Origin of the sequence: Solidesulfovibrio carbinolicus, assembly GCF_004135975.1 — a bacterium.
Lineage (GTDB): Bacteria > Desulfobacterota > Desulfovibrionia > Desulfovibrionales > Desulfovibrionaceae > Solidesulfovibrio > Solidesulfovibrio carbinolicus.
The window spans coordinates 759151-784928 of record NZ_CP026538.1; the positions used below are offsets into that span (position 1 = coordinate 759151).

Sequence of the window (25778 nt, forward strand, 5' to 3'; positions counted from 1 at the left end):
GCCTTGACCCGCTGCGAAGAACGCTTATTTTGCTCATATGAGCATTACAAAGGAGACGAACATGCCCCGTCATCGCCAACATCGTCGGGTGGCGGCCGTGCCGACGGCCACGTTTTTCAAGCCCCAGGGCGCATCCCTTCGGGAAACCGAAGAGGTGGTGTTGCCGGTGGAAGGGCTGGAAGCCCTGCGCCTGGCCGATCTGGAAGGCCTGTGCGCCGAGACGGCGGCCGAAGCCATGGGTGTTTCGCGACATACATTTGGGCGGGTGTTGGCCCAGGCGCGTCGCGCCGCGGCCACGGCCCTGGTCGGCGGGCTGGCCCTTCGCATCGAGGGCGGCAGTTACCGTTTGGCTGGAGATGGCCCGCGCAACCCTGAAAACGAACGGACGGGACCGGCCGGTTACGGCGTAGACGGCCCCGTCGAGGAGGACACGGACATGCAAGGACAAGGACAAGGCGGCCGTTGCGGCCGGGGCGGCCAGGGACGCAGCGGGTTGGGCGGACGTGGCGGCCAGGGACAAGGCGGCCAGGGACAAGGCGGCCAGGGACAAGGCGGCCAGGGCGGGCCGGGCCGGGGCCGTGGCTTGGGCCAAGGGCAGGGGCGTGGAACCGGTCGCGGACGTGGACAGGCGGCGGCCTTTGCCTCGACACCGGAGACGGCGGCCGGCGAGGAGCCGATTGGGCAGAAGTCCCTGGAGCGACTGTGCCCGGCCTGCGGCGCGTCTTCCACTGGCGCGTTTTGCCCGGGCTGCGGCGCGGCCATGGACGCCTAACAGCAACATCACTCTACGATAAGGAGCAAACCTATGGCAGGTCATGACGGTACGGGGCCTTTGGGCCAGGGAAGCCGTACAGGGCGCGGACGTGGATATTGCGGCGGCGGGCAACAGGTTCAGGACCGTGCGAACCAGGGAAATGGCCGGCATGGCTGCCGAGGCGGCAATGCCGGCAGGCAGGGGCAGGGACTGCGGCATAGGCGCGGACGTTGCGCTGGCGGCATCAAGCCTTTGGGCGGCTCTGGCTGCGACGCTGCCGCCGAGTGACGTCAGGCGTCCCGAGCCTGGACAACAGACCGGCCGGTCGGCACGTGCTGCGAGCACATGCCGACCGGCCGGTTTGTTTGTATCCGGTGAGGCTGCCCGCACCGCAGTTGCGGTTGGAATGCAACCAAGCCTGACTGGCGTTCATGGAAAAAGTCTGCTAACACGGAAATCATTGTGGAAAATTTACCCCGTAGCTCTTTGTTGCCTGCGCGGCTTTTGAAGAACGACGGATCGAGGAAGGAACGTTGAGGTTTTTTGTCCGATCGGAGTCGTTGTGAAGTATTTCAGAAGATTGGCTTTGGTGGTCAATATCTTATTGGCGGCCGCCATACATGGTTATACTGTCTACTATATCTATGAGCACCAAGGGCAAGCCTGGGCTATCGCCGGCCTGGCCCTTCCCGTTATTGCCGAATTAGCCATGTGCTTCGTCTCCGTCTACGATTATGATGCGGTATTCAATCCGTATACCATCGTTTTTTTTTCCTACCTTATTGTTGGCTTTGCCGTACGTTATGCTTTGGATGACCTATGCCTCGCTCTTGCCAACCGAAAAGCCCGGGATGACACGGCGGATGCGGAAAATTCACTGATTCTTGAAGCAGTCCAAGCGGCTGAGAGCGGCGACTACAAGCTTTCCTGCCGCAAATTCCTGGCGGTCTTGCGGCACAACCACACCAATGGCACGGCTTGTTTCGGCGTAGGTACGAGCCTGCTGATGCAAGGCAAGGGGCAATTGGCCCTGCCCTACATTGAAAAGGCAGCCTTTTTGGGTTGCGTCGAAGCCAGAAATTATCTCAACAGCCTCGGCATGAATCGCCCCAAGGCTGTTTAGCCAGCCTGTGGAGCGGGGCCATGGGATGTGTATTTTGGCGCAACGGTGACAGTCGCTCAACTTCCAGCCCTGCTGTTTGGGTGTGAGCGTCCACGATAATCAGCAATGCAAAATGGCCCGGGAGTGATGCTCCCGGGCCGTTTGTCCGCGGGGGTCTTGTCCCTTGATTGTTTGATCTTCCGTCGAGCAGCGTCCCTTGCAAGGGCTCCGTTGGGCGCGTCAGCCAAAGACCACTAGCCCAGATTCGCCCCATCGACCACGGCAGCGCTCAGTTCGGCTTCGGCCACCACGACGCCGGCCACGGAAGCTTCCGCCCGCATCTTGCACAAGGTCATGCGGCGCTTGAGGTCAAAACAGCGCAAAACAAGTTGATCGCCCGGCACGACCGGCTTGCGGAACTTGGCTTTTTCCACGCCCGTGAACATGAAGATGCGCTCGCCCAAGGGGCCTTCCAGGGATTTCGACACCAACACGCCGCCGGCCTGGGCCAGGGCTTCCAGAATGAGCATCCCGGGCATCACCGGCAGCCCCGGGAAATGCCCCTGAAAAAACGGTTCGTTGATGGTGACGTTTTTGATCGCCGTGATGGACTGTCCCGGGACATGCTCCACCACCCGATCCACCAGCAGGAAGGGGTAGCGGTGGGGCAACAGCTTCTGGATTTCGGTGATGCCGATCACCGTATTGTTCGTCTCGGCCATGGCGGTCTCCTCATGAGAAAAGGGCCGGGACGCGGCAGCGTCCCGGCCCTGGATTGGCTGGATGGGGTCCCTTATTTGCTCTTGTCGAATTCGGCCTGGATGGCGGCGGTGACGTCGAGCTTGGGATCGAAGTAGGGCACGGAACGGGACTCCAGGATGACGGAGAAGCCGTTTTTCGCGGCGTAATCGCTGACGACCTTCTGCAGGCGGGTCAGCAGGGGCTGCAGCACGGTCTGCTGGGACTGCTGTTCTTCCTGCTGCAGCTTGTTGCGGTCTTCCATGTACTTGCGGGCCTTGGCTTCAAAGTCGGCGGCCTTGGCCTTCATGGCGTCCTGGGACAGGGCCACGCTTTTCTTTTGCAGCTCGTCCTGCATTTTCTTGAGCTCGTCGCCCTGGGCGGCCAAAGACTTTTCCCGAGCTTCGAACTTCGACTTGAGGCTGCCAAGGGCAGATTTGCCGGCGCTGGAGTTGGACAGGGCGTCATCGAGGTTGATGATGCCGATTTTTCCCTGGGCAAACGCCGCAACCGGCATCGCCAACACGGCCATGATAAAGAAAACCCGAACCATAACGCCCATTATTTCGCTCCTTGATCCATTCACGTTTGCGGGGGGCGTTGGCCCCCCGTTGGTCTGTATTCCGAAAGGGCCGGAAACGTGTTCCGGCCTTCGCCCACGTCGCGGACTGCCTAGAAGGTCTGTCCCATGGAGAAGCCGATCTGGGACGGCTGCAGATTGTGTTTGTCGGCGTCGAGACCGTAGCCGTATTCCACCCGGATCAGGCCCAGGGGCGAGTACCAGCGCACGCCGGCGCCCACGGCCCGGTAGAAGTCCCAGCAGACCTGGTCGTATTCGCGCCAGGAGTTGCCGGCGTCGAAGAAGGCCACGCCGAACAGGCCGTTGGACTTGCTGATGGGGAAGATGGTTTCGAAGTTGGTGAAAAACTCCGCCTTGCCGCCGATGCGCTCGCCGGTCCAGGGGTCCTTGGGCGAGATCTTGTCCAGCTCGTAGCCGCGGACGTTGTTGATGCCGCCGAGGTAGAAGCGTTCGTAGACCGGGATGTCGCCGCCGGCGTTGGGCAGGAGCACGCCGGCCTGGCCGCGCCAGTGGAAGACGAGATCCAGGGGCAGCGGGTAGAAGAAGTTGGAGGTGAACATGGGCTTGACGAAGGCGTCGTCGCCGCCGACCACGCCGCCGGCGTATTCCAGCGACAGGGTGTTCTTGGTGCCCTTGGTGGGCTTGGTGGCGCTGTCCACGGTGTCGCGGTCGATGGAGGCGAAGACCGAACTCGACCAGTGCCAGCCGGCGGACTCGGTGATGACGCTCGAAGCCCAGGGGTTGGTGTGGTAGATGTGGTAGTGGTCCAGGCGGTAGTCCCACGACAGGATCGTGTATTCGCCCAAGGGGTAGGCAAAGCGCAGCTTGGCGCCGGAGGTCGATTTCTTGAAGTCGTCGTAGGCGCGGTAGACCTGGTAGATGTCGGCGCCCACGGACAGGTTGGTGTCGTAGACGTAGGGGTTGGTGAACGACAGGATGCCGCGGCTGGACTTGCCGCTGAACATGCCCTGGAACTTGGCGTGGTAGCCCTTGCCGAAGAGGTTTTTCTCCTCGACGGAGCCGCCGAAGAACACGCTGTCGGAGGTGGAATAGCCGGCGCCGAGGCTGATGGAGCCGGTGTTCTTGTCCTTCACCTTGACTTTGATGTCCACTTCGCCCGGGTTGTCGGTGGGCACGGTCTCGATGTCGATCTTTTCGAAGTATTCGAGCTTGTCCAGGCGCTCGTTGGAGCGGCGCAGCTTGGAGCCCGAGAACATGTCGCCGTCGGCCAGCTTGACCTCGCGGCGGATGACGTTGTCGCGGGTCTTGTCGTTGCCCTCGATGGTCACCCGGCGCACATAGACCTTGCGGCCCTTGGCGATCATGTAGGTGATGTCGATGGTCTTGGTGTCGGCGTGCTTTTGCATGTCGACGTCGGCTTCGGCAAAGGCGTAACCGTCGTCGGCGTAGAGTTCGGCCAAGGCGTTCAAATCGTCGCGCACCACCGACCGGTTGAAGTATTCGCCCTTGCCGGAGAGCTCGTCGAGCTTGACCCGGTCCATGAGCTTGGGCTGGTCAAACAGCAGGTCGCCGGAGAAGGCCACGGAACCGACCTTGTAGCGGTCGCCTTCCTCAACCCGGAAGATGACGGTGATGCCGTCGTCGCCGTAGATGACCTCGGGCTGGCCGACCCGGGCGTCAACGAAGCCGCGGTTGGCGTAATAGGATTCCAGGGCGGCGGCGTCGCGCTCCAGCATTTCTTCCTTGAGCACGCCCGAGCCGGTCACCCAGGACCAGAAGTGGCGGGTGGAAGTGGCCAGCTCGTCCTGGAGATCGCCAGCGCTGATCTGCTTGGCCCCTTCGATCTTGACTTCCTTGATATAGAGCTTTTTGGGCTCCTTGATCACGATGTTGAGCCGGGCGATGCGGGGATCGGTCTGTTCCAACTCGTAGGTGACTTCGGTCTTGTAGTAGCCTTTTTTGCTGTAGAGCTCGCGGATCTTGCCGAGGTCGTCGGCCAGGACCTTGAGGTTGAGCACGCCGCCGGCCTTGGTGCTCATGGCTTCCAGGATGTCGTCTTTTTTCACGTCGCCGTTGCCGGTGACGCCGATGGCCTGGATGCGCGGCTTTTCCTTGACCACAAAGGTCAGGCGCTTGCCGCCGGCCACGTTGTCCAGACGCACCTGGACGTCGTCGAAATAGCCCATGTCGAAGAGCTTTTTGACGTCGTCGTTGACGGTCTTGGGATCATAGGCCTGGTTGACCTGGCTTTTGACCTTGAGGATGACCACTTCCTTGTCGAGAATGGAATTGCCTTCGACGTCCACTTCGACAATGCGGTCCGAGCCGCCGCCCGCAGCCGTGGACACGGCCACCAGGGGCTTGATCTTGTCGGCCAGCTGGGCGGCCGCGGCGTCCAGGCCCATCACCGTCGCCGCCGAGGCGAACACGGCCTGGGGCTCCCCACCCCCGACCTTGGCCACCCGGGCGTCGAGGCTCAGCCCCTCGCCGACCTTGGAAATGCTGCCGAAAACGACGTATTCGGCCCGGGCCGCGCCGGCCAGCTTGCGGGCGGCTGCGGCGTCCGGGGCGGCCTTGCCGCCCTCGGCCTGGGCGGTGACGCCCAGGGCCTTGAGCTTTTCAGCCAGAATCGGAGGCAGGCTTCCCTGTACGGAATGCAGGGCGTCGGCAGCGTTGACCGCGAAAGGCACGACCAGCACTTTGCCGGACTGGGCCAGGGCCTGCCCCGCCGCCGCCAACAAGAGTGCGGCGAGCAAAAGCCCTTTAAGACCGATTCGTTTCATTCCGCGCATAGAGTTCTCCACCCTGCAGCTCCAGTCTCCGGCCCATGAGAGCGGCCAGGTTATGGTTGTGGGTAACCACAACCAACGTCATGCCCAGATCGGCGTTGAGGCGGGCGAGCATATCGCCGACCCGGCCGCCTGTGGCTTCGTCAAGATTGCCGGTGGGTTCATCGGCCAACAGAACGGATGGCCGCAACAAGACAGCACGGGCGATAGCCGCCCTCTGCCTCTCTCCCCCGGAAAGGGTTGTTACCCTGTGTTCCACCCTTTCATCAAGTCCCACGAGCGACAAAGATGCCCTGGCCCGCGCAAAAGCTTCTTTTCTTTCCATGCCGGCAATGAGCGCCGGCATGGCCACGTTTTCCAGGGCGGTGAATTCCGGCAGCAGGTGGTGGAACTGGAACACGAAACCGATGTCCCGGTTGCGCAGCGCCGCCGCCTCCACCGGCCCCAGCCCGGCCAAGTCCCGGCCGTTAAACAGGATCTGCCCCGACGTCGGCCGGTCCAAGGCCCCCAAAAGATGCAGCAAGGTGGACTTGCCCGAGCCGGAAGACCCTAAAATCGCCAGCGAATCGCCCTTGGCAATGACGAAATCGAGACCCGAGAGCACCGTCACTTCCTCGGCCGGGCCCTGGTAGACCTTGCGCAGCTGGCGCAGTTCGTAGAGCAGCGGCTCAGTCATGGCGCAGGGCCTCCACGGGACTCAGGCGCGCCGCCTGGCGGGCCGGATACATGGTGGCCAGGAAACACAGGGCCAGGGCCGTGACGCCGATGATGACCATGTCCGACCAATCCAGACGCACCGGCAAGTGGTCCATGGGGTAGACGTCGCCGGGAATCTTGATGAACTGGTATTTTTCCAGGGCCAGGGCCACGCCCAGGCCAAGGGCATAGCCCAGGGCGGTTCCCACGACCCCGATGATGATGCCCTGAAGCATGAAGATCTTGCGGATGGCGGCCGGCGTGGCCCCCATGGACATGAGGATGGCGATGTCGCGGGTTTTTTCCATGACGAGCATGATCAGCGTGGTGATGATGGAAAAGCAGCCCACCACCACGATCATGACGAGAATCACGAACATGGCCGTTTTTTCGAGATGCAGCGCCTTGAACAGGTTGCCGTTCATGTCGATCCAGGTGCGCACGAAAAGCGGCGGTCCGCCCAGCGCCGCCCGGACCTTGGGGGCCAGCGCGTCCACGGCGTCCACGTCGGCGACCTTGAGCTCCAGGCCGGTGGCGATGTCGCGCTTAAATCCCAGAAGTTCCTGGGCGGCCGGGATGGTGACGTAGGCCAGGGTCGAGTCGTATTCGTACATGCCGGATTTGAAAAGCCCGCGCAGCACGAAGGTCTTGACCTTGGGCGAGAATCCGGCGGCGCTTTCCTTGCCGGCCGGGGACATGAGGTTGACCGTCTCGCCGACGATCAGGCCCAGCCGGTCGGCCAGCTCGCGCCCCAGCACGATGCCCGGAAACGGTCCCGGAATTTCCAGGTCGTCCAGGCTGCCGACGATCATTTCCTTGGGCAGGGCCAGCACCTTGCCGGCCGAAGCCGGGTCCACGCCGCGAAGGACCACTCCCTTGACCCCGCGCGCACTGGACAGCATGACTTCGGTATAGACAAAGGGCGTGGCGCCAAGGACTCCGGGCACGGCCTCGGCCTTGCCCATGAGCTCGCGGTAGTCGTGCATGGCTCCGCCGGCCACGGCCGCCACCATGTGGGCGTTGATGCCCAGGATCTTGTCGCGCAGCTCCGTGGAAAAGCCGTGCATCACCCCGACCACGACAATAAGCGAGGCCACGCCAAGGCCCACCCCGAGCACCGAGATGAGCGAGATGACGGAAATAAACGCCTGCTTTTGGCGGGCCGTCAGGTAGCGCCTGGCGACGAAGAGTTCGAAACTCATGACCCCGGCTGGCCCTCGGGGCGCAGCAGCGGAAAGAGAATGACCTCGCGGATGGACGCCTGATCGGTGAGCAGCATGACCAGACGGTCTATGCCGATGCCTTCGCCGGCCGCCGGCGGCATGCCGTACTCCAGGGCCCGGACGTAGTCCTCGTCCATGCGGTGGGCCTCGTCGTCGCCGGCCTCTTTCTCGCGCACCTGATCCTCGAAGCGCTGGCGCTGGTCCACGGGATCGTTGAGCTCGGAAAAGGCGTTGGCCATTTCGCGCCCGGCGATAAACAGCTCGAAGCGGTCGGTGATCTCCGGGTTCTCGGTGTTGCGGCGCGACAGCGGCGAGATTTCCGTGGGGTAATGGTAGATGAAGTGGGGTTGGATGAGCTTGGGCTCGACGAAGATGTCGAAGAGCTTGGCCTGGACCTTGCCGAGCTTGTCGCCCTTGAGCACCTTTTCGCCGCTTTTTTCGACCAGGGCCTTGGCCTTGTCGTAGTCGCGGATGATCTCGGGATCGATGCCGCCCACCTTTTCGATGGACTCGTGGAAGGACAGCCGCGCCCAGCCCGGGGCGAGGTTGATCTCCTGACCCTGGTAGCTGACCGTCTCCGACCCGGTGACGGCCTTGGCCAGGCGGGCAAACAGCCGCTCGGTCAGGTCCATGAGGTCGGTGTACCGGGCATAGGCCCAGTAGAACTCGCACATGGTGAATTCGGGATTGTGCCGGGTGGACACGCCTTCGTTGCGGAAGTTGCGCCCGACCTCGTAGACTTTCTCAAAGCCGCCCACCAGCAGGCGCTTGAGGTACAGTTCCGGGGCGATGCGCATGTACAGGCCCATGTCCAGGGCGTTGTGGTGCGTCACGAACGGCCGGGCCGTGGCCCCGCCGGGGATGGCCTGCATCATGGGCGTTTCCACTTCCATGAAGCCCGATGAGTCGAGGAAGGCGCGCAGTTCCCGGATGATGGTGGTGCGGGCCTTGAAGATCTCCACCGAGCGCGGGGTGACGATGAGGTCCACGTAGCGCTGGCGGTAGCGGGTCTCCACGTCCTTTAAGCCGTGGTACTTCTCGGGCAGGGGCCGCATGGACTTGGTGACCAGGGAGAGCGTGTCGGCATGCAGCGTCAGTTCCCCGGTCTTGGTGCGAAACAGCCGGCCCGTGACGCCGACGATGTCGCCGATGTCGAATTTCTTGAAGACCGCGTAGGCTTCCTGGCCCAGCGTCTCGCGCTCGGCAAAGACCTGGATGCGGCCCGAGGCGTCCTGGATGGTGAAAAAGGCCACCTTGCCAAAGGAACGCAGGGACACGATGCGGCCGGCCAGGCGGAAGATGCGGCCCAGTTCGGCCAGGGCTTCCTCGGTCAGGGGCTCGTGGGCCTCGGCCACCGGGCCGATGTCGTCGCCTTTGGCAAAGTCGTTGGGGTAGAGCGCCACGCCGTCGTCCAGAAGTTGAACGGCCTTGGCGATGCGGTTCTTGAAGACCTCGTTGAGTTCGTCGCGGGCGTCCAGGCTTTCGAGCAGGGGACGGAAATCCTCCACCCGCTTGGACTTGACCGGGAGCTTGTATTCTTTCTTACGTGGCGCGTCGCTGCCCACGGCGGTTCTCCGTTGCTGCATGTCGTTGCCCCGGCCGATACGACCGGACAAGCGCATTTGCCTACGAGAATTAGCGTGCCCCGTCAAGAATGGGCCGGCCGGCCCGCCGCGCCTTGGGCTCTGCGGCGAAGGGTTTTTTCGCTTCGGGAGAATTTCCCCTTGACGGGTCGGCGGGGCAAGTATAAACACCTTTCTCGCCTCAACGATCCCCGGTAGCTCAATTGGCAGAGCGGGTGGCTGTTAACCACTAGGTTGGCGGTTCGAGTCCGTCCCGGGGAGCCAGCAGATTCAGGGAGTCGGTTTAACCACCGGCTCCCTTTTTCTTTGGGCGGCGAATCCTCTCCCGCGCTCTCCCCGCCTTTTCGGATTACAGAGGATGAAACGGGGTGAAGATTGCCCTTGCTCGGAGCGTCTCGCGCCACCTCTCCCGTTTTTAGACCATGGACGCCAAAACCCCTCCCATGCTATGCACGGATGAAAATTGCCCCTGAACAGAGCAAAGTGCATGGGCATGGAGAAATTATGTCGGTCATCCAATGGGACAACGATCTTTGCATCGGGCACGAGTTGATTGACACGCAACATAAACGACTTTTTGAATTGACTGCAAAACTTTACGGCATCGCCGTTGGCAGTGAAGACAAGGCAAACGTAAAGCTGTTGCTTCTTGATCTGTACAAGTATACTCTCTTTCACTTCGATGAAGAAGAAGTGTTGATGCGAATTAACAATTTTCTCTATTACGATGACCATAGGCGCGAGCACGAGAAGTTTGTTTCGACCCTCGACGCCCTTGCTCTTAAAGCGCGAGAAGATGCATCAGTCCTCGATATTGAAATCCTCAATTGGCTTTCGTCGTGGCTTGTGACCCACATATCGATCAAAGATAAAATGCTCGGACAGTGCCTTTTTCGTGACGCTCAGAAGTGAGCCACGGCAACAGCCCACCGCACTGGTCGGGAGGCATGCCTCGGCAGGATGACAAGCCCGGCCCCGCCTGCTGCCGTCATCTCATGGAATGGAGCATCACTGCAGGCCTTGCCGTGGGCTTTCTTGCCCTGGTGGCGGATTTCGTCTTGAGGACCAAATGCCACGATGCCGGCAGTGCGCCCGGCCGGTTCGACTTCGATAGGTACAAGGAAGGCGAACTGTCACAGCGAGGGCATAGCTAAAGATGTTCGAAACAAGAGAGACTTAAAGGACTTTCATGAAAATTGGCGATGCGAAGCGGGCAACCCTGGCAGACAAGATGGCCGAGGCAAAGGACCTGTGCATGGCCCGCCTTCGATCCGTGCCACGCGAAAAACGGGACACTGTCGCCGACGCGATTCTCGCCCTTGCCGATCCCGAATGGTGGGACCGCCGGCAAAAGGGCTTGGATGTTTTCCTGCTTATCCTGGAGTCGCGCAAGGCAGAGGCCATGAAGATCATCCAAGAGGCCACCAAATAGATCGAAGGGCCGCTGGGCTCTCCTGTTAGAAAATCCCGAAGCGTTGGGATTGGGCGCACCTCGGCTGTAGGCTGCTTGGCGGCCTCTGGGAGGACGGATTGGGGGCGATCAAGACCACGTCCGCTGACGGCGGCTTATCGCCCCCCCCCTCTCGTCCCCGGGATCGACGCCAACCCCGCCCAAGGCCTATTCCAGACAACTCGCCAGAACGCAGCAGGGAAGGGCAGCGGGCCTCGCTAATATTGCTTAATGACATGGACCCCGGCCCCTGTTATTGAGGATCATGGAATGGATCTTTATAAGCCTCGCCGTAGGACTCATTGCCTTGGTCGCTATCTTCGCCATAGCCGCCAATAACAATGATGGTGCGACGGGCCCAGGATTTATTGACTTTGATAAATACAAGTCCCAGGAACTTTCCAAACGCGGGTTGTTCGACAAGACCAAATGGTGATGCCCATGGTGCGGCGCTCCTGCCGACCCGGACCGGGGACACATTTTCGCCGCACCTTGGCGTTCGTTGCCGGATGGATATTGCATGCTGTCCAAATCGAGGAGGAATGGCCCTGGGCGCGGGATCAAGCTGTAGGTGTAACTAGCTTGATTTTCATTGAAAATGTCTCGGGCGTTCAGCGTGCCATTTGGCGCGACCCCTGCGAAAGATGAAACAACCTTCCTTCGAAGGACGATTTTCAAAAAAGGCTTTTTGGGTGGTTCCCAGAAAGCCTTTTTCATTTTGACGCCGCCAGCATCACGGCAGGTCTGGCGTTTCTGCCTTTTCTGGGGTGTTCGGATAAGCGCCGGCGCGAAATCGCCAGGCGATGGCGCGGCGCCAGAGGACAGCCGGACAGGGCCGCTGCCTGGGCCGGTGTGCGGATCATTGGCGAGCCGGCGCGGGCGGAAGGAGCCTGCCTGACATCGTAGGCCGGTTGCCCCACGGCACAGCTCCATCACGCCGCAAGCACTGCCGTAGCGCTGCCGGAACCATGTCCGAACGCCCGCCACGACAAACGCCATGGGGCAGCCTAACGTCAGCCGCCGCGCAACCTGCCGCAGTTACGCCGAAGGGGCGGGAAACACCGTTTCCCGCTTAGGCGTTTTCCTCAGACGCATTGCCGCCGGCAATGGCGTTGATGGCTTCTTGCAGGGTCGACAGCGATTCATGCCGCAAGCCGATGACGCCTTTGCTCCCGTCCTCGCGTTCGTAGCGAAGCAGGGCTTTCTGTTCCTTGTGCGAGTAGATGGGTTCGTAAAAAACTGAGATAAAAGCATTTTGGGCGGTGTGGCTGGCCATGGTGATTCTCCAAGCGCAGTGGGGTGCTCCGTCAAATCGACAGATAGCTCCAAAGCGAATCCGCGGGCTACTCTAAATAATTAGGGGGACAGGGTGTTGCGTTGTATCTAATATCTTGTATAGCAATGTAGTATCTGTCAGATGTGCATAATTTCGCTGCAAATGCCCCGGGCTGTTAGCCGGTTGCAACGCTTGAGGGTAAATGGCGGGGTTGGGAGGCCTGTTAAACGAGTGCGGAACTATCTAGTAACAATGCAAAAATTTTTTATTATAATAAACAAGCAAATCAATAACAACTAGCATTAATGACAGTTTATACGTTATTCATGCTTCGATATGCATGTGCGAACAAGGAGGTCGCGCATGCAGATCGAATACAATCCACGAGAGCGTCTGAACGGCGGCGTCTCGTTGGGCTTGCCGTATGAAGCCGCCCAGGACGTCACGGCCAGGGTGTTGCGGACGCAGGACGTCGAGGCCGCCTATCGGTTGCGGCATGAGGTGTTCGCCAAGGAGTTGCGGTGGGTGCCGCTTGCCGACGACGGCCTGGAGCATGATGTCTATGACGTCCAGGCCAAGCATTTTGGCGTGTTTCGGGATCGGAAGATTCTGTCTTACCTGCGCCTGGTGTCGCCGGAGCATCGCTACATGCTGGAAAAGGAATTTCGCGCCCTGGTCTCGCCGGACCACGACATTCGCAAGGCCCCGGACACTCGCGAAGTCTCCCGCTTGTGCGTCAGTTTCGACGAGCGCGGCACGAAGGTGCGGACATCCATCGGCTCGATAGGTGTGTCTATGATGCTCTATCGACAGGTCTACCAATGGTGCATCCCCAACAAGGTCCGCTACCTGTATCTGGTGGTCGAATACAAGGTGCTGCGGCTACTCAAGATGTTCGGCTTTCCCTGCGTGCTGGTCGGTGAGCCGACGCGGATGCCCGACGGCGTGGTGGCGGCGGCGGCGATCATGGACTGGCGGGAATTCGAGGCGAAAAACCTGCTCTCGCGGCCCGAACTGCTGGACTGGTTCAATCAGGATCCAGAATACCGAGGTGGGTTGCTACCGCCACCGCCTGTGGCCTATTCTGAACGTCAAGTTTCTTTATGATGTTGTAGATATGATAATTGACGGTACATTCGCTTATCTGAAGTATGGCTGAAATATCCCAGGAGCTTTTGCCGTGCTTGAGCCAGCTGAGGACTTCCCGCTCGCGGCCGGAGAGCAATTTGCGATTGTGCTGGATCAGGCGCGACTCGATGATTCTCGAAGAGGCCAGGTGCAGATGGGGGACGATGGTCTGCAAAATGGCAATGACGATCGGGTCATATTTCTTGAAATTTCCGGAAAAGGAAAACAAGCTGGCCTGTTTGCAAAAACCGAACGGTCTGGCGCCGTAAGTGTAGCCATGGACCAGGTTGAAGTCCGAGGCCAGGGTGATGAACTCGCGGGCCGGCTTGTGCGCTTTGTAGGTCTGGTCCCAGTATTGCGGGGTAAAAGACGTGAAGTTGCGTTTGACGATGACGTCGATGCCGCTGAAGTTCTTTTCTTTGTAGGTCTGGAGCCACTCGACGGGATAGTTGATGTTGGCCAGTTCGTAGGACTCGACCGCGCCGTCCGGGCTCAGCTTGGCCAGGCCCGAAGTGGACTGGTCGAAGGGCACGATGGTGTTTAAAAGGGCAAATATCTGCTTGTAGTCGGCTTCCGTGCTGCACTCCAGACATTTGACCGTGATGTCGAGCAGGGTAAGCGCGTCAAGTTTGGACAGTCGCGGCAGTTTTCTTGGGCCATCGTTTTGAGACATGTGCGGCGCCGTGTGGTTGAAGCTTCGTTGCCGGTTGGATCGAGACGGTTTCCCTGTTGCAAGGCTTGGCGTTCATGGGCCGGCCACGCCGTCGAGCCGTGGCGTTTGCGCATTGGACAGGCAAACCGCGCGGCAAAACGCAGCGGCCTGCCGGGGGCGGGCGTGCCCTGGGAGTGGGATGCCCGGAGAGGCCAGGGCCTTCAGCTTGGCGTACCCGGACCTGGGTCTGTTGACAAGTCTGTAGAAGAGAGCCTGTGCCGCAAACGCTTTTCGCGTGGCCTTTGCGGGCGGGTGGGATCAGGAAAGGTCGGGGAACGGGGCCAACAGCAGCTCGCCGAGGTCGAAGCCGGTTTCCAGACGGGCGCTGTCGCGCTCCACGGCCTCGATGTTGGCCGCCAGCAGAGCCACCAGCTCGCCGTCGATGCGGCCCCGGGCGGCCTCGTCGCCAAGAATCGACAGCGCCCGCTGCCGGGACAGGGCCGGCTTGTAATGACGGGCCATGGTGATGGCGTCGTAGATATCGACAATGGCGATGATGCGGCTTTGCAGCAAGATGGCCTGGCCGCGCAGGCCGTCGGGGTAGCCCGAGCCGTCCAGACGTTCGTGGTGCTGGGAGATGATGGCGAGCAGTCGGGCCATGTTCTCGGGGAAGGGGATGTGTTGGAGGATGCGCCGGCTTTCCTCGGGATGGCGCTCGATTTCCTTGCGTTCCTCGGGGGTCAGGTTGCCCCGGGCGATGCGCAGGCAGGCGGTTTCGTCCGGTTCGAGCACGGGCAGGGCCCCGTGGGCGGTGTCCAGGCGCAGCTGGCTGATGCTGTCCAGCAGGGCGAGGTCTTCGTCAGTGACGGCGTCGGCGGCGTTGATCCGGGCCAGGTGTTCCGCCTCAGGCCCGTAATCTCGTCCCTGGAGCTGGCCGAGCAGGGCCAGGCGCTGGCCGATGACGGCCATGGTCCCGGCGGACAGGCGGGTGGCCTTGGTGAGCACTTCCTCGCGGATGCCGATCTTGCCCACGTCGTGGAGCAGCCCGGCGTAGAGCAGTTCCTCAAGGTCGCTTGGGGTGAAGGCCACGCCGGCAAAGGCGCCTTCGTCGCGGTGCACGGCCCGGGCCAGGGCCACGCCGAGGCGGGCCACCCGCTGGGAATGGCCCGAGGTGAAGGGGTCCCGGGCGTCAATGGCCGTGGCCAGGGCCTGCATAAGGGAATTGATCAGGGTCTGGACGGACTTGAAATGCAGGGCGTTGTCCAGGGCGATGCCGGCCACGGCGGCCAGGGTGCCGACGTGCTGGAGGTGGCTGGCCTCGAACAGCATGGGGGCCGGCCCGGCCAGGACCAGCATGCCCACGCACTTGTCCGAAGCCGAAAGGGGATAGACCAGCAGGGAGGCCACGTCGGCCTCGCCGGCCCAGCGTTTGTCGGCGGCCAGGTCGTTTATGATTTCGCCCTTGCGGCTGGCGATGATGGCGGCAAAAAGGGCCGAGGCGGCGATGTTGTCCAGCCGGCAGGCAATGGTCTGGCCAAAGCTCACGGCCGGCGCGAAAGGGGCGTCGGCGGCTTCGCGCAAAAACACCATGCCGCAGTCGGCCGGCAGTTCGCCGCGGCGGCATTCGTCCAAAAGCGCCAGGGCGACTTCGCGGGGCCGCAGGGAGGTGTTTAAGCCGGTGGTGGCCCGGTGGAGCAGGGAGACTTCGCGGTATTTGACCAGGGTTTCGGCGGCCAGAGTCCGGCGCAGGGCCTCGCCGTCGATGATGGTTTCCAGGCAGTCGGCGGCGAACCGGGCCGTTGCGGCCAGGGCGGCCTCGCCGGCCGGGTCCGGGGGCGCGCCTCCTGGCGGCGTGCAGGCCAGATAGCCCAGGATCAGGCCGTCCTGGCGCAGGGGGTCGAGCCGATGGACGTTTGCCGGGATGGGATCGGCGGCGTCGATGACCGTGGCGGCCCAACCCGGGCCCAACATGCGGCTGGCCCGGTCGAGCAGGGGGGCCAGGGCCCTTTTTTTGAGCAGTCGCCGCAGCGGCACCATGTCGGCAGATTCCCCGGGCCGCTCAGGGGTCGAGTCCGAGCAGTTCCTTGGCCACCTTGAGCACTTCGTCGGGATCGAAAGGCTTGGTCATGTAGCGGCTGGCCCCGAGTTCCAGGCCTTGGCGGCGGTCGACCTCCTGGCCCTTGGCGGTCAGCAGCACGATGCCGATGCCGGTGGCTTCGGGGTCTTCCTTGACGCGTTGGCAGACCTCATAGCCGTTGAGCTTGGGCATCATGATGTCGAGGAACACGACGTCGGGCTTGCGGGACTTGATGAGTCCCAGACCTTCCTCGCCGTTTTGGGCGGAAAGAATCTCCACGCCATAATCCTCTTCCAGCTCTTCCAGCGTCTGCTCCAGGAGCATACGGATATGGACCTCATCATCGACGATGAGAATCGTTCCGGGCATGACCGTCTCCTTTGGGTGGCGCCAACCAACCCGAATGGTAGTCAATGCCCAAGCCGAAGGCAAGGACACACGGGCATTTGCGCGCAAAAAACCGAAAACGGCGAAGGGTTCGGGCCAGGCGTCAGTGATGGGAGCCGCAGTCCCCGCCGCAGTTGCCGCCTGCCCCGGAAAAATCAAGGCGCGAATGGATGGCGAAACCTTGCGGACCGCAGTCCACGGTGACCGGCGCGGCCTGGTCGCACAGCAGCCGGGCCATGCACAGGGCATGGCCGGCCGCCTCCACGACGACGTCGGCGTCCGTGGCCGAATCCGGGGCAAGGTCGAGCCGGGGGCCGGAGGCGTGCATGAAAGACAAAAAGATGCGGAGTTGCGGCCGGGACGCGCCCGGGAAAAGGCCATCCAGGGCCTGGCGGGCGGCCAGGGTCAGGCGAATGGGAGAATCGGCGGCAGACTCCATGACCGTGACTTACGTTTCGCGACGACAGCTGTCAACCGGCCAGGGAAATTGAAGAAAAAAGGCCGGCTGGAGCCGGCCTGCAAACACGGTTTTTTGGGGGAGGAGCGCGACGATCAGGAACAGGAGCCGCCGCCGCAGCCGCCGGAACCGCCGCCGCAACCCCCGGAGCCGCAGGAGCCGCCGCCAAGCTGCAGGCTTGATTTCACGGTGAATCCGTAGTCGGTCATGTCGATGTCGATGGGGCTGGCCATGGCCGCCAGTTCCTTGTCCACGACAAAGGTGTAACCGTTTAAATCAAAGACGTCGTCGTTGTCCCGGGGCTCGTCCAGGGCCAGGGTCAGGGACGGACCGCAGCAACCGCCCTTGTTGAGATAGACGCGGATGGGCGTTTTTTGTTTGTCGGCAAAGTAGTTGTCCAGTTCGGTCCGGGCCGAATCGCTCAAAGAAACCATGGATACCTCCAGGCGAGAGATGGTTAACGGGTAATCACGCCCCAGGCCATTGTCAAATACGCCTGGCCGATGGAATTTTGGCTGTTCGAAAGAAAAACGTAATGGCTTGGCCGGCGCGGCCAGGGCTGCCGTGTCCCGGCGGCCAAGGCCGTCACCCGCGTTGGCGCAACCATCAGGCCCATAAAAAAGGCCGGCTGTCGCCAGCCGGCCCGGGAAAGCACATCAACCTCGGCGGTTAGACCGAGCAGGAACCGCCGGAACAGGACGAGCCGCAGCCGCTGCCGCCGCCCAGTTCCAGGCTGGAAGTCACCGAAAAGCCCATGTAGGTCATGTCGACCTTCAGCGGGGAAGCCTTCTCGTAAAGCTCCTTCTCGATGACAAAGGTGTATCCGGAAACGTCGAGCACCTCGTCCGCTTCGCGCGGCTCATCCAGAGCCAGCGCCAGTCTCGGACCCGCTCAGCCGCCAGACGACAGGTAAATACGGACCGGGGTCTTTTCCTTGTCGGCGAAATACCCATCCAGCTGGGTCTTTGCCGATTCCGTCAACTCAACCATGGGAACCTCCATAGGACAAGCTCGTTCAATGCAACTAAGCATGACCGATCAGAAAGTCAAATAGGAGCCGCCGCCGGGCCGTCGGGCCGATTGCCAGGGTTTCCTCTTTTAGGCTAGACGGATGCAAAGCCGGACGGGAGTATCGCGTGAGCAAGCACAAAAAAATCATGACCGCCGGCGAGGTGCGCCGCACCCTGGAGCGCCTCGCTTTCGAAATCATCGAACGCCACGATCCGAGCTGCCATCTGGCCATCGTCGGCATCCAACGGCGCGGGGCCGAGCTGGCCACGCGGCTTAAGGCCCTCATCGACGCCCGGGGCCAGTGCGACGTGCCGCTGGGCAAGCTCGACATCAACCTCTACCGCGACGACTGGACCACCCGCGAGGTGCAGCCCCAAGTCGGGCCGTCGGAGATCGCCTTCTCCCTGGCCGAAAAAAACGTCATTCTCGTTGACGACGTACTGTTCTCCGGCCGCACCATCCGGGCCGCCCTGGAAGCGCTGCTCGACTACGGCCGCCCCAAGCGCGTGGAACTGCTCGTGCTCATCGACCGACGCGGCCACCGCGAACTGCCCATCCAGGCCGATTACGTGGGCAAGCGCGTGCACACCGAACCCGGCGAACAGGTGGACGTGGCCGTGGCCGAGCTCGACGGCGAGGACGGCGTGCTGCTCATGGAGTAGATGGAGTAGGGCACTTTTCGGGAACGCAGTACCCCGGCGGAGCCTCTGTACCGTTTCGGGAAGCCATTGCCACGCTTCCGCAAAAGACGTATCCGGCGGTCATATCTTCCTGAGGAGAAAACCGCCATGACGATACTCGCCATTAACGGCAGCCCGCGCAAGAAATGGAACACCGCCCAGGTCCTGCAAAGCGTCCTTGACGGCGCATCAAAGGCCGGCGCGGCCACCAAGCTTGTTCATCTCTACGACTACGACTTCAAGGGCTGCATCAGCTGCTTTGAATGCAAGCGCATCGGCGGCAAGAACTACGGCCGCTGCGCCGTCAAGGACGGCCTGACCCCGCTTCTGGCTGAAGCCGCCGAAGCTGACGCCCTGGTCATCGGCACGCCCGTCTACTTCGGGGCCGAAACCGGCGAAACCCGCTCGTTCATCGAACGGCTGCTGTTCCCCTACCTGACCTACACCCCGGGCTACGCCGCCATCTTCCCGCGCAAGATCCCCACGGCCATGGTCTATACCATGAACGTGCCCGAATCGGTCATGGAAGAGCGCAACTACGGCCACATGACCGGCCTGGCTCAAGGATTTATGAGCCGTACCTTCGGCGCCTGCGAAGTGCTCACCGTCAACGACACCTACCAGTTCGACGACTATTCCAAATACCTCTGCACCGTCTGGGACGCCGAAGCCAAGGCCAAACGCCGCAAGGACGTGTTCCCGCAGGACTTGGCGAAAGCGTTTGCTTTGGGTGAGAGATTGGCGGCGGGGTTTAAAGAGTAGGACGATGGACTATAACAGGTCGGAATAAGAAGAAGAAGCCTCCGGCGGCCAAAGGGGTGACCCCTTTGGAATCCCTCCTGAAGGCGAAACGGGGGTGACGGTGCAACGTCACCCCCGTTAACTCTCGCCTATCAAGGGGGTCCGGGGGGGATTATCCCCCCCGGCCGCCGGAGGCCTCTTTTTCTTCCTCTCCCCTAAGCCTGGCACCGCTTGCAAATAATCTCGGTGCCGATGCCGGAGCGGGTGAACAGTTCCAGGATGATGCAGTTCTCGACGCGGCCGTCGAGGATGTGGGCTTTTTCCACGCCTGCGTCCACGGCTTCCATGCAGCAGCTGACCTTGGGGATCATGCCGCCGACCAGCACGCCCTCAGCCATGGCCTGGGAGGCTTCCTTGATGTCCAGGGACGAGATCAGCGTCTTGTCCTTGTCCAGGACGCCGGAGACGTCGGTGAGAAGCACCAGCCGCTTGGCCCCGAGGGCGGCGGCCACGGCTCCGGCCACGGTGTCGGCGTTGATGTTGTAGGTCTCGCCGTCTTCGTCGACGCCCACCGGCGCGATGACCGGGATGAATCCCTGGGCAAGGAGCGTGGTGATGAGCTGGGTGTTGATGCCGGTCACTTCGCCGACCTTGCCGAGGTCGATGATTTCCGGCGGCGCGTCGCCGCGTTCCAGCACCATTTCGAGCTTGCGGGCGGTGATGAGCCGGCCGTCCTTGCCGGACAGGCCCACGGCCGAGCCGCCCTTGAGGTTGATGAGGTTGACGATGTTCTTGTTGACCTTGCCCACGAGCACCATCTCGACCACGTCCATGGTGGCGTCGTCGGTGACGCGAAGGCCCTGCTTGAACTGGCTTTCGATGTTCAGCAGCTTCAGCATCCGGCCAATCTGCGGGCCGCCGCCGTGGACGATGACGGGATTGATGCCGATGTATTTGAGCAGGATGACGTTGAGGGCGAAGCTTTCCTGGAGCTGTTCATCGACCATGGCGTGGCCGCCGTATTTGATGACCACGGTCTGGCCGTAGAAATTGCGGATGTAGGGCAGGGCTTCCAGCAGCAGATGCGCCTTGGCGTGTTCGCGGTTCATTGTCGCTCCCTGGGAGATTAGAGAATGTACCGGGACAAATCCCGGTCCTCGGCCACGTCGGCGAGCTTTTCGCGCACGTAGGCCGGGTCCACGACCACGGTTTGGCCGCCCTGGTCCGAGGCGGCAAAGGACAGGTCGGATAGAATCTTTTCCATGATGGTGTAAAGCCGCCTGGCTCCGATATTCTCGGTGTCCGCGTTGATGCGCTGGGCGAACTGGGCCACTTCCCGCAGCGCCTCGTCGGTGAATTCCAGGGTCACGTTCTCGGTGGCTAAAAGCGCCTTGTACTGCACGGTGAGCGCGTTTTGCGGCTCGGTGAGGATGCGGTGGAAATCCTCGGCCGTCAGCGCCCGCAATTCCACGCGCAGGGGAAACCGGCCCTGCAGCTCCGGCACGAGATCGGACGGCTTGGAGAAGTGGAACGCGCCGGCGGCAATAAAAAGGATATGGTCGGTCTTCACCATGCCGTACTTGGTGTTGACCACGCAGCCTTCGACCACGGGCAAGAGGTCGCGCTGCACGCCCTCGCGGGACACGTCCGGCCCCTGGCCGCCGCCCTGCCGGCCGCAGATCTTGTCGATCTCGTCGATAAAGATGATGCCGGTCTGTTCCACGCGTTCCCTGGCCGTCTCGGAAACCTTGTCCATGTCCACCAGCCGGTCGGACTCTTCCTGCAGAAGCACGTCGTAGGCCTCGCGCACCCGCATGGTCTTGGTCTTCTTGCGCTGGGGAAAAGCTTTGGAGAACAGGTCCTTGAACTGGCTGCCCATCTCTTCCATGCCCGGCATGGACATGATCTCCACCTGGGGCGAGGGCATGGACACTTCCACGGGCACCATGCGGTCGTCGAGCTTGCCCTCGCGCCACAGCTTGCGCAGCTTGTCGCGGGTGGTCAGGCCTTGTTCGCCGGCCGGTTCGGCCGGGGCCTCGATGGCGGCCGGCATGGGGATGGGGCCGTGGGACGGACGCTGGGATTCGGGCAGCAGCAGATCGAGCAAACGCTCCTCGGCGGCCTTCTCGGCTTTGACCCGCACCCGCTCCAGCTCCTCCTGGCGCACGAGATTGACGCCGATTTCCATGAGGTCGCGGACCATGGATTCCACGTCGCGGCCGACATAGCCGACCTCGGTGAACTTGGTGGCCTCGACCTTGAAAAAGGGCGACCCGGCCAGCCGGGCCAGCCGCCGGGCGATCTCGGTCTTGCCCACGCCGGTGGGACCGATCATGATGATGTTTTTGGGCGCGATCTCGTCGCGCAAGACCGGCTCGATCTGTTGGCGACGCCAGCGGTTGCGCATGGCGATGGCCACCATGCGCTTGGCGTCGCGCTGACCGATGATGTATTTGTCGAGTTCCGAAACGATTTCACGCGGCGTCAGGCTGGCGTGCATGGGTGCTCCTTGGTGCGGCGTCCGCGAAAAGCGCCTTGGCGCTTTCGCCGGTAAGTCACGAAAACCATTCTTCTTCTACTATACGCGATTACGCAGGCTTTTCCAGCGTCTCCACCACCAACTGGTCGTTGGTGTAGACGCACATTTCGGCGGCGATGGCCATGGATTTTTCCACGATCTCCCGGGCCGACAGTTCGGTGTTGCGCAACAGCGCCCGGGCCGCGGCCATGGCGTAGGGGCCGCCGGAACCAATGGCCGCCACGCCGTCGTCCGGCTCGATGACGTCGCCTGTGCCGGACAAAATCAGCACATTGCCGGCGTCGGCCACGATCATCATGGCCTCCAGACGCCGTAAATACTTGTCTTTGCGCCAATCCTTGGCCAGCTCCACCGAGGCGCGCACGAGATTGCCGCCGAATTCCTCCAGCTTGGCCTCGAAACGCTCAAAAAGGGTGAAGGCATCGGCCGTGGCCCCGGCAAAGCCGATGACGACCTTGTCCTTGTACATCCGGCGCACCTTGCGCGCGGTATGTTTGACGGCAATGGCCTGGCCCAACGTCACTTGGCCGTCGCCGGCCACGGCCACGCCGGCCTCGGTCCGCACCGCCACAATCGTCGTTCCACGTAGTTGCATCGTGAGTTTGCCTCCGGCGGCTGGGGGAAGGAACCCTTTTTTGAAAAAAAGGGTTCCTTCCCCCAGACCCCCATCCTCCCCAAAAACTTTCAATGGGGGGGTGTACTTTTCACCAACTATGGGTCGTATCAGCCGAAAATCTTCTCTCGGGCCTGCCGCCCGCCGACCATCCCCCCTCCGCACGACCGTCCCCAGGTCGGGAGTCCGGGGGGCTGAGCCCCCCGCCCGCCGGAGGCATCCTACTCTTCCGCGTTCCCGCCAAATAACGCATCCGCCGCCGAACGCCAGACCCCAAAAGCCGCCTGGCCGTGCAGGTACATGCGTGCTTCCCGCAGTCTTCCGCCCCTTAGCGCCTCGGCCATAACGCCAAGGGCGATGGGCGAGGCCAAGTGGACGGGGTAGCCGTAGACGCCGGTGGACACGGCCGGGAAGGCTATGGTGGCGAGGCCGTTTTCCACGGCGCGGTTGATGGACTCGGCGTAGGCCGAGCGCAGGGCTTCGGGTTCGCCCATCTCGCCGCCGCGCCAGATGGGGCCGACGGTGTGGATGATGTGGCGCGCGGCCAACTCGAAGCCGGGGGTGATGACCGCGCCGCCGGCCGGCAGGCTGCCGATGCGGGCGATGATGTCGCGGCAGGCGGCGGGCAGTTTCGGGCCGGCGGCGCGGTGGATGGCCCCGTCCACGCCGCCGCCGCCGGCCAGGGCCGAGTTGGCGGCGTTGACGATGGCGTCGGCGTCGTCAACGGTGATGTCGCCTTCGATGAGGCGAAGGCTCCCTTGGCCGATGGCGTAGGCGGCGTGTCCGGGCATGGGGAACACCTCCGGGGCGTGGTCTTGGGACGGGCGGTTTCCTGTTGTGATACCGAACGCTGCAAGAAGACCGGCGTGTTTTCGAAGCGTCGCCGGGTTTAGGGCAAGGCGGCGGTCGGCCCCATGACGGCCAATCCGGCGCTGCCCGGCGCAAAGGCCGCCTTGGCGGTGCGGGCGATGTCGTCAGGGGTTACGGCGTCGAGGCAGGCGGCGGTTTCCTCAAGGGGGATGGAGCGGTTGAACAGCAGGATGTTGCGGGCCAGGCGCATCATGCGGTTCTCGGTGGATTCCGCGCCGAGGTAGAGTAGGCCCTTCAAATGTTCGCGGGTGTGGTCGAGTTCCTCGGCCGTCACCGCGCTGTCGGCCACGGCGGCCAGTTCGGCGTTGACCACCGAGAGCAGCTCGGCCGTGCGGTCCGGGTCCACGGCGGCCTGGATTTCCAGCAGCCCCACGTCGGCCAGGCCGTTGACGCCGGCGTAGATGGAATAGGCCAGCCCGCGTTTTTCGCGCACTTCCTGAAAAAGCCGCGAGGACATGTTGCCGCCAAGCAGCGTGGCCAAAAGGGTATGGGCGAAGCGGTCGGCGCTGATGTTGCCGACCGAGGGGTAGGACAGGATGACGTGGTTTTGTTCCCAGTCGCGCCGGGCGGCCAGTCGCGGCGGCGTGTAGGCCCCGGCGGCCGGCGCGGGCGCGGTCTGGACTTTTCGCAGCGAGCCGAAGGCGGCTTCGGCCATTTCGGCCAGGGCGTCGTGATCAAGCGCCCCGGCGGCGACCACGGTGATGGCCTCGGGATGGTAGGCGGCGCGCCGCCACTTCGCCAGGGCCTCGGCCGTGACCGCGCCCACGGACTGGGGCGTGCCGGTGATGGGATGGGCCAGTCCTGGATCGGCCCAGGCGGCGGCCCAGAAGTCCTCGTGGATCTTTTCCTCGGGCGTCTCCTCCACCATGGAGATTTCCTGAAGGATGACGGCCTGCTCCCGGGCCAGCTCCTCGGGGTCGAGGAGCGGACGCAAGACGATGTCGCTTAAAATGTCAAACGCCCGGGCCAAGTGGGCGTCCATGACGCGCACGTGGAAACAGGTGGCCTCGCGGGAAGTAAACGCGTTGGAAAGCCCGCCCAACGTGTCGAGTTCCTTGGCGATGGTCAGGGCGTCGCGCCTGGCCGTGCCCTTGAAAGCCATGTGCTCCATCAAATGGGCCATGCCTTCCTGGCCCGGGGCCTCGTGGCGCGAGCCGGCCTCGATCCAGATGCCGAGACTGGCGGTTTTGGAAACGGGCATGTGTTCGGTGACGATACGGACGCCGTTGGGCAGCCTGTCGGCGCGGATGCGGCTGTCGGATTCGGTGATTTGGCGCATCGCCTGGGGCTACGGGGCTTTGGACGCGGCGTCAAGAGCGCCGGCATACTTGCGGTACAGCCCCCGGAACTGGTGATAGCCAAGCCCGAGAAGCCCGGCCGCCCGGCGCTGGTTGCCGCCCGAACGCGCCAAGGCGCGGCCGAGCAGCGCGATTTCCAGGGACGCCACGGCTTCGGTAAAGTTGGGGAGGGGAGAAGATAGGGATGCCTCCGGCGGCCAGGGCGCTGCCCTGGACCCGTCGGGGGGGATCATCCCCCCCGAACCCCCTGGATGGTGGGAAAGGGAGGATAAAATAGAAGAGGCCTCCGGCGGCCAGGAGGGGGGCACCCCCTCCTGGACCTCCCGGGCGGGGGACAGGGCGGCGAAGGGGTCTATTTGTATGGCGTCGATGCGTGAGGAGGGGCAAGCCAGCACGACGCGTTCGACCACGGTCTTGAGTTCGCGGATGTTGCCGGGCCAGGGGTGGGCGGCAAGAGCGGTTATGGCGGCCCGGGAAAAGACCGGCGGCTCGGGCCGGCCAAGCTGGGCCGCGAACCGGGCGGCGAACCGTTCGGCCAGATACGGGATGTCGCCATGGCGCTCGCGCAGGGGCGGCATCACCAGCACGCAAAAGGCCAGCCGGTCCAGGAGATCGGGCAAAAGCCGGCCCTTGGCCACGAGCCGGCGCGGATCGACGTTGACGGCGGCCACGATGCGCACGTCCACGGCCACGGGCTGGCTCGATCCGATGCGTTCGATATGCCCGTATTCCACGGCCCGCAGCAGCTTGGCTTGGACGGCCAGGGGCGCGGCGTGGAGCTCGTCCAGAAACAGCGTGCCCCCGTCGGCTGCCTCGAAACGCCCGACCCGACGCCGGGAAGCGCCGGTAAAAGCCCCGGCCTCGTGGCCGAACAGCTCGGATTCAATCAGCGTTCTGGGCAGGGCGGCCAGATTGACCGGCACATACGCCCGGTCCCAACGCGGGGAATGGTAGTGCAGCCGGGCGGCGGCCAGTTCCTTGCCCGTGCCGCGTTCGCCGACGATAAGCGCCGGACGGTCGATGCTGGCGGCCTGGGCCACGGCCTCCATGCAGGCCAGAAAGGCGTCGGACTGGCCCAGGGCCTCGGCCAGCCAGGGGGCGTCGGGCGTCATGGCGGTTTTCTCCAGTTTTGTGGCGAAAAATACCAATGTTTGGCGAGAACTGCAACGGCCC

General features: G+C 62.8%; 28 protein-coding genes and 1 tRNA gene. 10 read left to right on the plus strand and 19 right to left on the minus strand.

Features of this window, described 5'->3' with window-relative positions; translation table 11 throughout:
* Positions 1-61: 61 nt before the first annotated feature.
* The 3 genes from C3Y92_RS03395 to C3Y92_RS03400 all read left to right on the plus strand — a co-directional run bounded on the left by C3Y92_RS03395 (position 62) and on the right by C3Y92_RS03400 (position 1877).
* On the plus strand, positions 62-772 hold the full coding sequence (locus tag C3Y92_RS03395) for a DUF134 domain-containing protein (protein WP_129349508.1): 711 nt from the start codon (positions 62-64) through the stop codon (positions 770-772).
* Between the two features lie 33 nt (positions 773-805).
* Positions 806-1042 (plus strand): DUF5320 family protein, encoded by a 237-nt coding sequence (locus C3Y92_RS21790; protein ID WP_165352059.1) that lies wholly within the window; start codon positions 806-808, stop codon positions 1040-1042.
* A gap of 274 nt (positions 1043-1316) precedes the next feature.
* On the plus strand, positions 1317-1877 hold the full coding sequence (locus C3Y92_RS03400) for a hypothetical protein (RefSeq protein ID WP_129349510.1): 561 nt from the start codon (positions 1317-1319) through the stop codon (positions 1875-1877).
* Positions 1878-2110: 233 nt separating this feature from the next.
* Here the strand turns inward: C3Y92_RS03400 and fabZ are convergent, their stop codons facing one another.
* The 6 genes from fabZ to lysS all read right to left on the minus strand — a co-directional run bounded on the left by fabZ (position 2111) and on the right by lysS (position 9429).
* The gene (gene fabZ / locus C3Y92_RS03405) at positions 2111-2578 is read right to left on the minus strand and encodes a 3-hydroxyacyl-ACP dehydratase FabZ (protein WP_129349512.1); all 468 of its coding nucleotides are present in this window, start codon (positions 2576-2578) and stop codon (positions 2111-2113) included.
* Positions 2579-2649: 71 nt separating this feature from the next.
* Positions 2650-3156: an OmpH family outer membrane protein gene (locus C3Y92_RS03410; protein WP_015862486.1), complete on the minus strand. Its 507-nt coding sequence runs from the start codon at positions 3154-3156 to the stop codon at positions 2650-2652.
* Between the two features lie 110 nt (positions 3157-3266).
* Complete coding sequence (gene bamA / locus C3Y92_RS03415) at positions 3267-5927, minus strand: outer membrane protein assembly factor BamA (protein WP_129349514.1); 2661 nt, start codon at positions 5925-5927, stop codon at positions 3267-3269.
* Positions 5899-6600 (minus strand): ABC transporter ATP-binding protein, encoded by a 702-nt coding sequence (locus C3Y92_RS03420; protein ID WP_129349516.1) that lies wholly within the window; start codon positions 6598-6600, stop codon positions 5899-5901. Before C3Y92_RS03420 ends, bamA begins: the two co-directional genes overlap by 29 nt.
* Entirely contained in the window at positions 6593-7822 is a 1230-nt protein-coding gene (locus tag C3Y92_RS03425; RefSeq protein ID WP_129349518.1) for a lipoprotein-releasing ABC transporter permease subunit, read from the minus strand. Before C3Y92_RS03425 ends, C3Y92_RS03420 begins: the two co-directional genes overlap by 8 nt.
* Positions 7819-9429, minus strand: a complete 1611-nt coding sequence (gene lysS / locus C3Y92_RS03430; protein WP_235669600.1) for a lysine--tRNA ligase — start codon at positions 9427-9429, stop codon at positions 7819-7821. The genes C3Y92_RS03425 and lysS overlap by 4 nt, the downstream gene beginning before the upstream one ends.
* A 185-nt stretch (positions 9430-9614) precedes the next feature.
* On the opposite strand from lysS, the gene C3Y92_RS03435 reads away from it, so the two are divergent.
* The 4 genes from C3Y92_RS03435 (at position 9615) to C3Y92_RS21070 (ending at position 11312) form a co-directional block, all read left to right on the plus strand.
* Positions 9615-9690, plus strand: a tRNA-Asn gene (locus C3Y92_RS03435).
* Between the two features lie 240 nt (positions 9691-9930).
* The gene (locus C3Y92_RS03440) at positions 9931-10338 is read left to right on the plus strand and encodes a bacteriohemerythrin (RefSeq protein ID WP_129349520.1); all 408 of its coding nucleotides are present in this window, start codon (positions 9931-9933) and stop codon (positions 10336-10338) included.
* Between the two features lie 277 nt (positions 10339-10615).
* Entirely contained in the window at positions 10616-10858 is a 243-nt protein-coding gene (locus C3Y92_RS03450) for a hypothetical protein (RefSeq protein WP_129349524.1), read from the plus strand.
* Positions 10859-11141: 283 nt separating this feature from the next.
* Positions 11142-11312, plus strand: coding sequence for a hypothetical protein (locus tag C3Y92_RS21070; protein WP_165352060.1), 171 nt, complete (start codon positions 11142-11144; stop codon positions 11310-11312).
* Between the two features lie 636 nt (positions 11313-11948).
* On the opposite strand, the gene C3Y92_RS03455 is transcribed toward C3Y92_RS21070, so the two are convergent.
* Complete coding sequence (locus C3Y92_RS03455) at positions 11949-12152, minus strand: hypothetical protein (protein WP_129349526.1); 204 nt, start codon at positions 12150-12152, stop codon at positions 11949-11951.
* A gap of 363 nt (positions 12153-12515) precedes the next feature.
* On the opposite strand from C3Y92_RS03455, the gene C3Y92_RS03460 reads away from it, so the two are divergent.
* Positions 12516-13259, plus strand: coding sequence for an acyl-homoserine-lactone synthase (locus C3Y92_RS03460; RefSeq protein WP_129349528.1), 744 nt, complete (start codon positions 12516-12518; stop codon positions 13257-13259).
* Here the strand turns inward: C3Y92_RS03460 and C3Y92_RS03465 are convergent.
* The 6 genes from C3Y92_RS03465 to C3Y92_RS21355 all read right to left on the minus strand — a co-directional run bounded on the left by C3Y92_RS03465 (position 13180) and on the right by C3Y92_RS21355 (position 17843).
* Positions 13180-13953 (minus strand): LuxR family transcriptional regulator, encoded by a 774-nt coding sequence (locus C3Y92_RS03465; protein ID WP_129349530.1) that lies wholly within the window; start codon positions 13951-13953, stop codon positions 13180-13182. The two genes, C3Y92_RS03460 and C3Y92_RS03465, sit on opposite strands and share 80 nt — an antisense overlap.
* 297 nt (positions 13954-14250) lie before the next feature.
* Positions 14251-15969: an HD domain-containing phosphohydrolase gene (locus tag C3Y92_RS03470; RefSeq protein WP_129349532.1), complete on the minus strand. Its 1719-nt coding sequence runs from the start codon at positions 15967-15969 to the stop codon at positions 14251-14253.
* A 22-nt stretch (positions 15970-15991) separates the two neighbouring features.
* Positions 15992-16378, minus strand: coding sequence for a response regulator transcription factor (locus C3Y92_RS03475; protein WP_015862477.1), 387 nt, complete (start codon positions 16376-16378; stop codon positions 15992-15994).
* A 121-nt stretch (positions 16379-16499) separates the two neighbouring features.
* On the minus strand, positions 16500-16835 hold the full coding sequence (locus C3Y92_RS03480) for a hypothetical protein (protein ID WP_129349534.1): 336 nt from the start codon (positions 16833-16835) through the stop codon (positions 16500-16502).
* A gap of 113 nt (positions 16836-16948) precedes the next feature.
* Positions 16949-17287 (minus strand): IscA/HesB family protein, encoded by a 339-nt coding sequence (locus C3Y92_RS03485; protein ID WP_129349536.1) that lies wholly within the window; start codon positions 17285-17287, stop codon positions 16949-16951.
* A gap of 235 nt (positions 17288-17522) precedes the next feature.
* The gene (locus C3Y92_RS21355) at positions 17523-17843 is read right to left on the minus strand and encodes an IscA/HesB family protein (RefSeq protein WP_232502828.1); all 321 of its coding nucleotides are present in this window, start codon (positions 17841-17843) and stop codon (positions 17523-17525) included.
* Between the two features lie 146 nt (positions 17844-17989).
* Between C3Y92_RS21355 and pyrR the strand changes: the two genes are divergently transcribed.
* Positions 17990-18526: a bifunctional pyr operon transcriptional regulator/uracil phosphoribosyltransferase PyrR gene (gene pyrR, locus C3Y92_RS03490; RefSeq protein WP_268932628.1), complete on the plus strand. Its 537-nt coding sequence runs from the start codon at positions 17990-17992 to the stop codon at positions 18524-18526.
* Between the two features lie 126 nt (positions 18527-18652).
* Positions 18653-19306: a flavodoxin family protein gene (locus C3Y92_RS03495; RefSeq protein ID WP_129349538.1), complete on the plus strand. Its 654-nt coding sequence runs from the start codon at positions 18653-18655 to the stop codon at positions 19304-19306.
* Positions 19307-19500: 194 nt separating this feature from the next.
* On the opposite strand, the gene argB is transcribed toward C3Y92_RS03495, so the two are convergent.
* From argB to C3Y92_RS03525, 6 genes are all read right to left on the minus strand, one after another.
* Positions 19501-20394, minus strand: a complete 894-nt coding sequence (gene argB / locus C3Y92_RS03500) for an acetylglutamate kinase (protein WP_129349540.1) — start codon at positions 20392-20394, stop codon at positions 19501-19503.
* A 17-nt stretch (positions 20395-20411) separates the two neighbouring features.
* Positions 20412-21785 (minus strand): ATP-dependent protease ATPase subunit HslU, encoded by a 1374-nt coding sequence (hslU, locus tag C3Y92_RS03505; RefSeq protein ID WP_129349542.1) that lies wholly within the window; start codon positions 21783-21785, stop codon positions 20412-20414.
* A gap of 88 nt (positions 21786-21873) precedes the next feature.
* On the minus strand, positions 21874-22419 hold the full coding sequence (gene hslV / locus C3Y92_RS03510; RefSeq protein WP_015862468.1) for an ATP-dependent protease subunit HslV: 546 nt from the start codon (positions 22417-22419) through the stop codon (positions 21874-21876).
* Between the two features lie 239 nt (positions 22420-22658).
* Complete coding sequence (locus C3Y92_RS03515) at positions 22659-23228, minus strand: macro domain-containing protein (protein ID WP_129349544.1); 570 nt, start codon at positions 23226-23228, stop codon at positions 22659-22661.
* A gap of 98 nt (positions 23229-23326) precedes the next feature.
* Positions 23327-24586: a M16 family metallopeptidase gene (locus tag C3Y92_RS03520; RefSeq protein ID WP_129349546.1), complete on the minus strand. Its 1260-nt coding sequence runs from the start codon at positions 24584-24586 to the stop codon at positions 23327-23329.
* Positions 24587-24595: 9 nt separating this feature from the next.
* Entirely contained in the window at positions 24596-25717 is a 1122-nt protein-coding gene (locus tag C3Y92_RS03525) for a sigma 54-interacting transcriptional regulator (protein WP_129349548.1), read from the minus strand.
* Positions 25718-25778 lie beyond the last annotated feature (61 nt).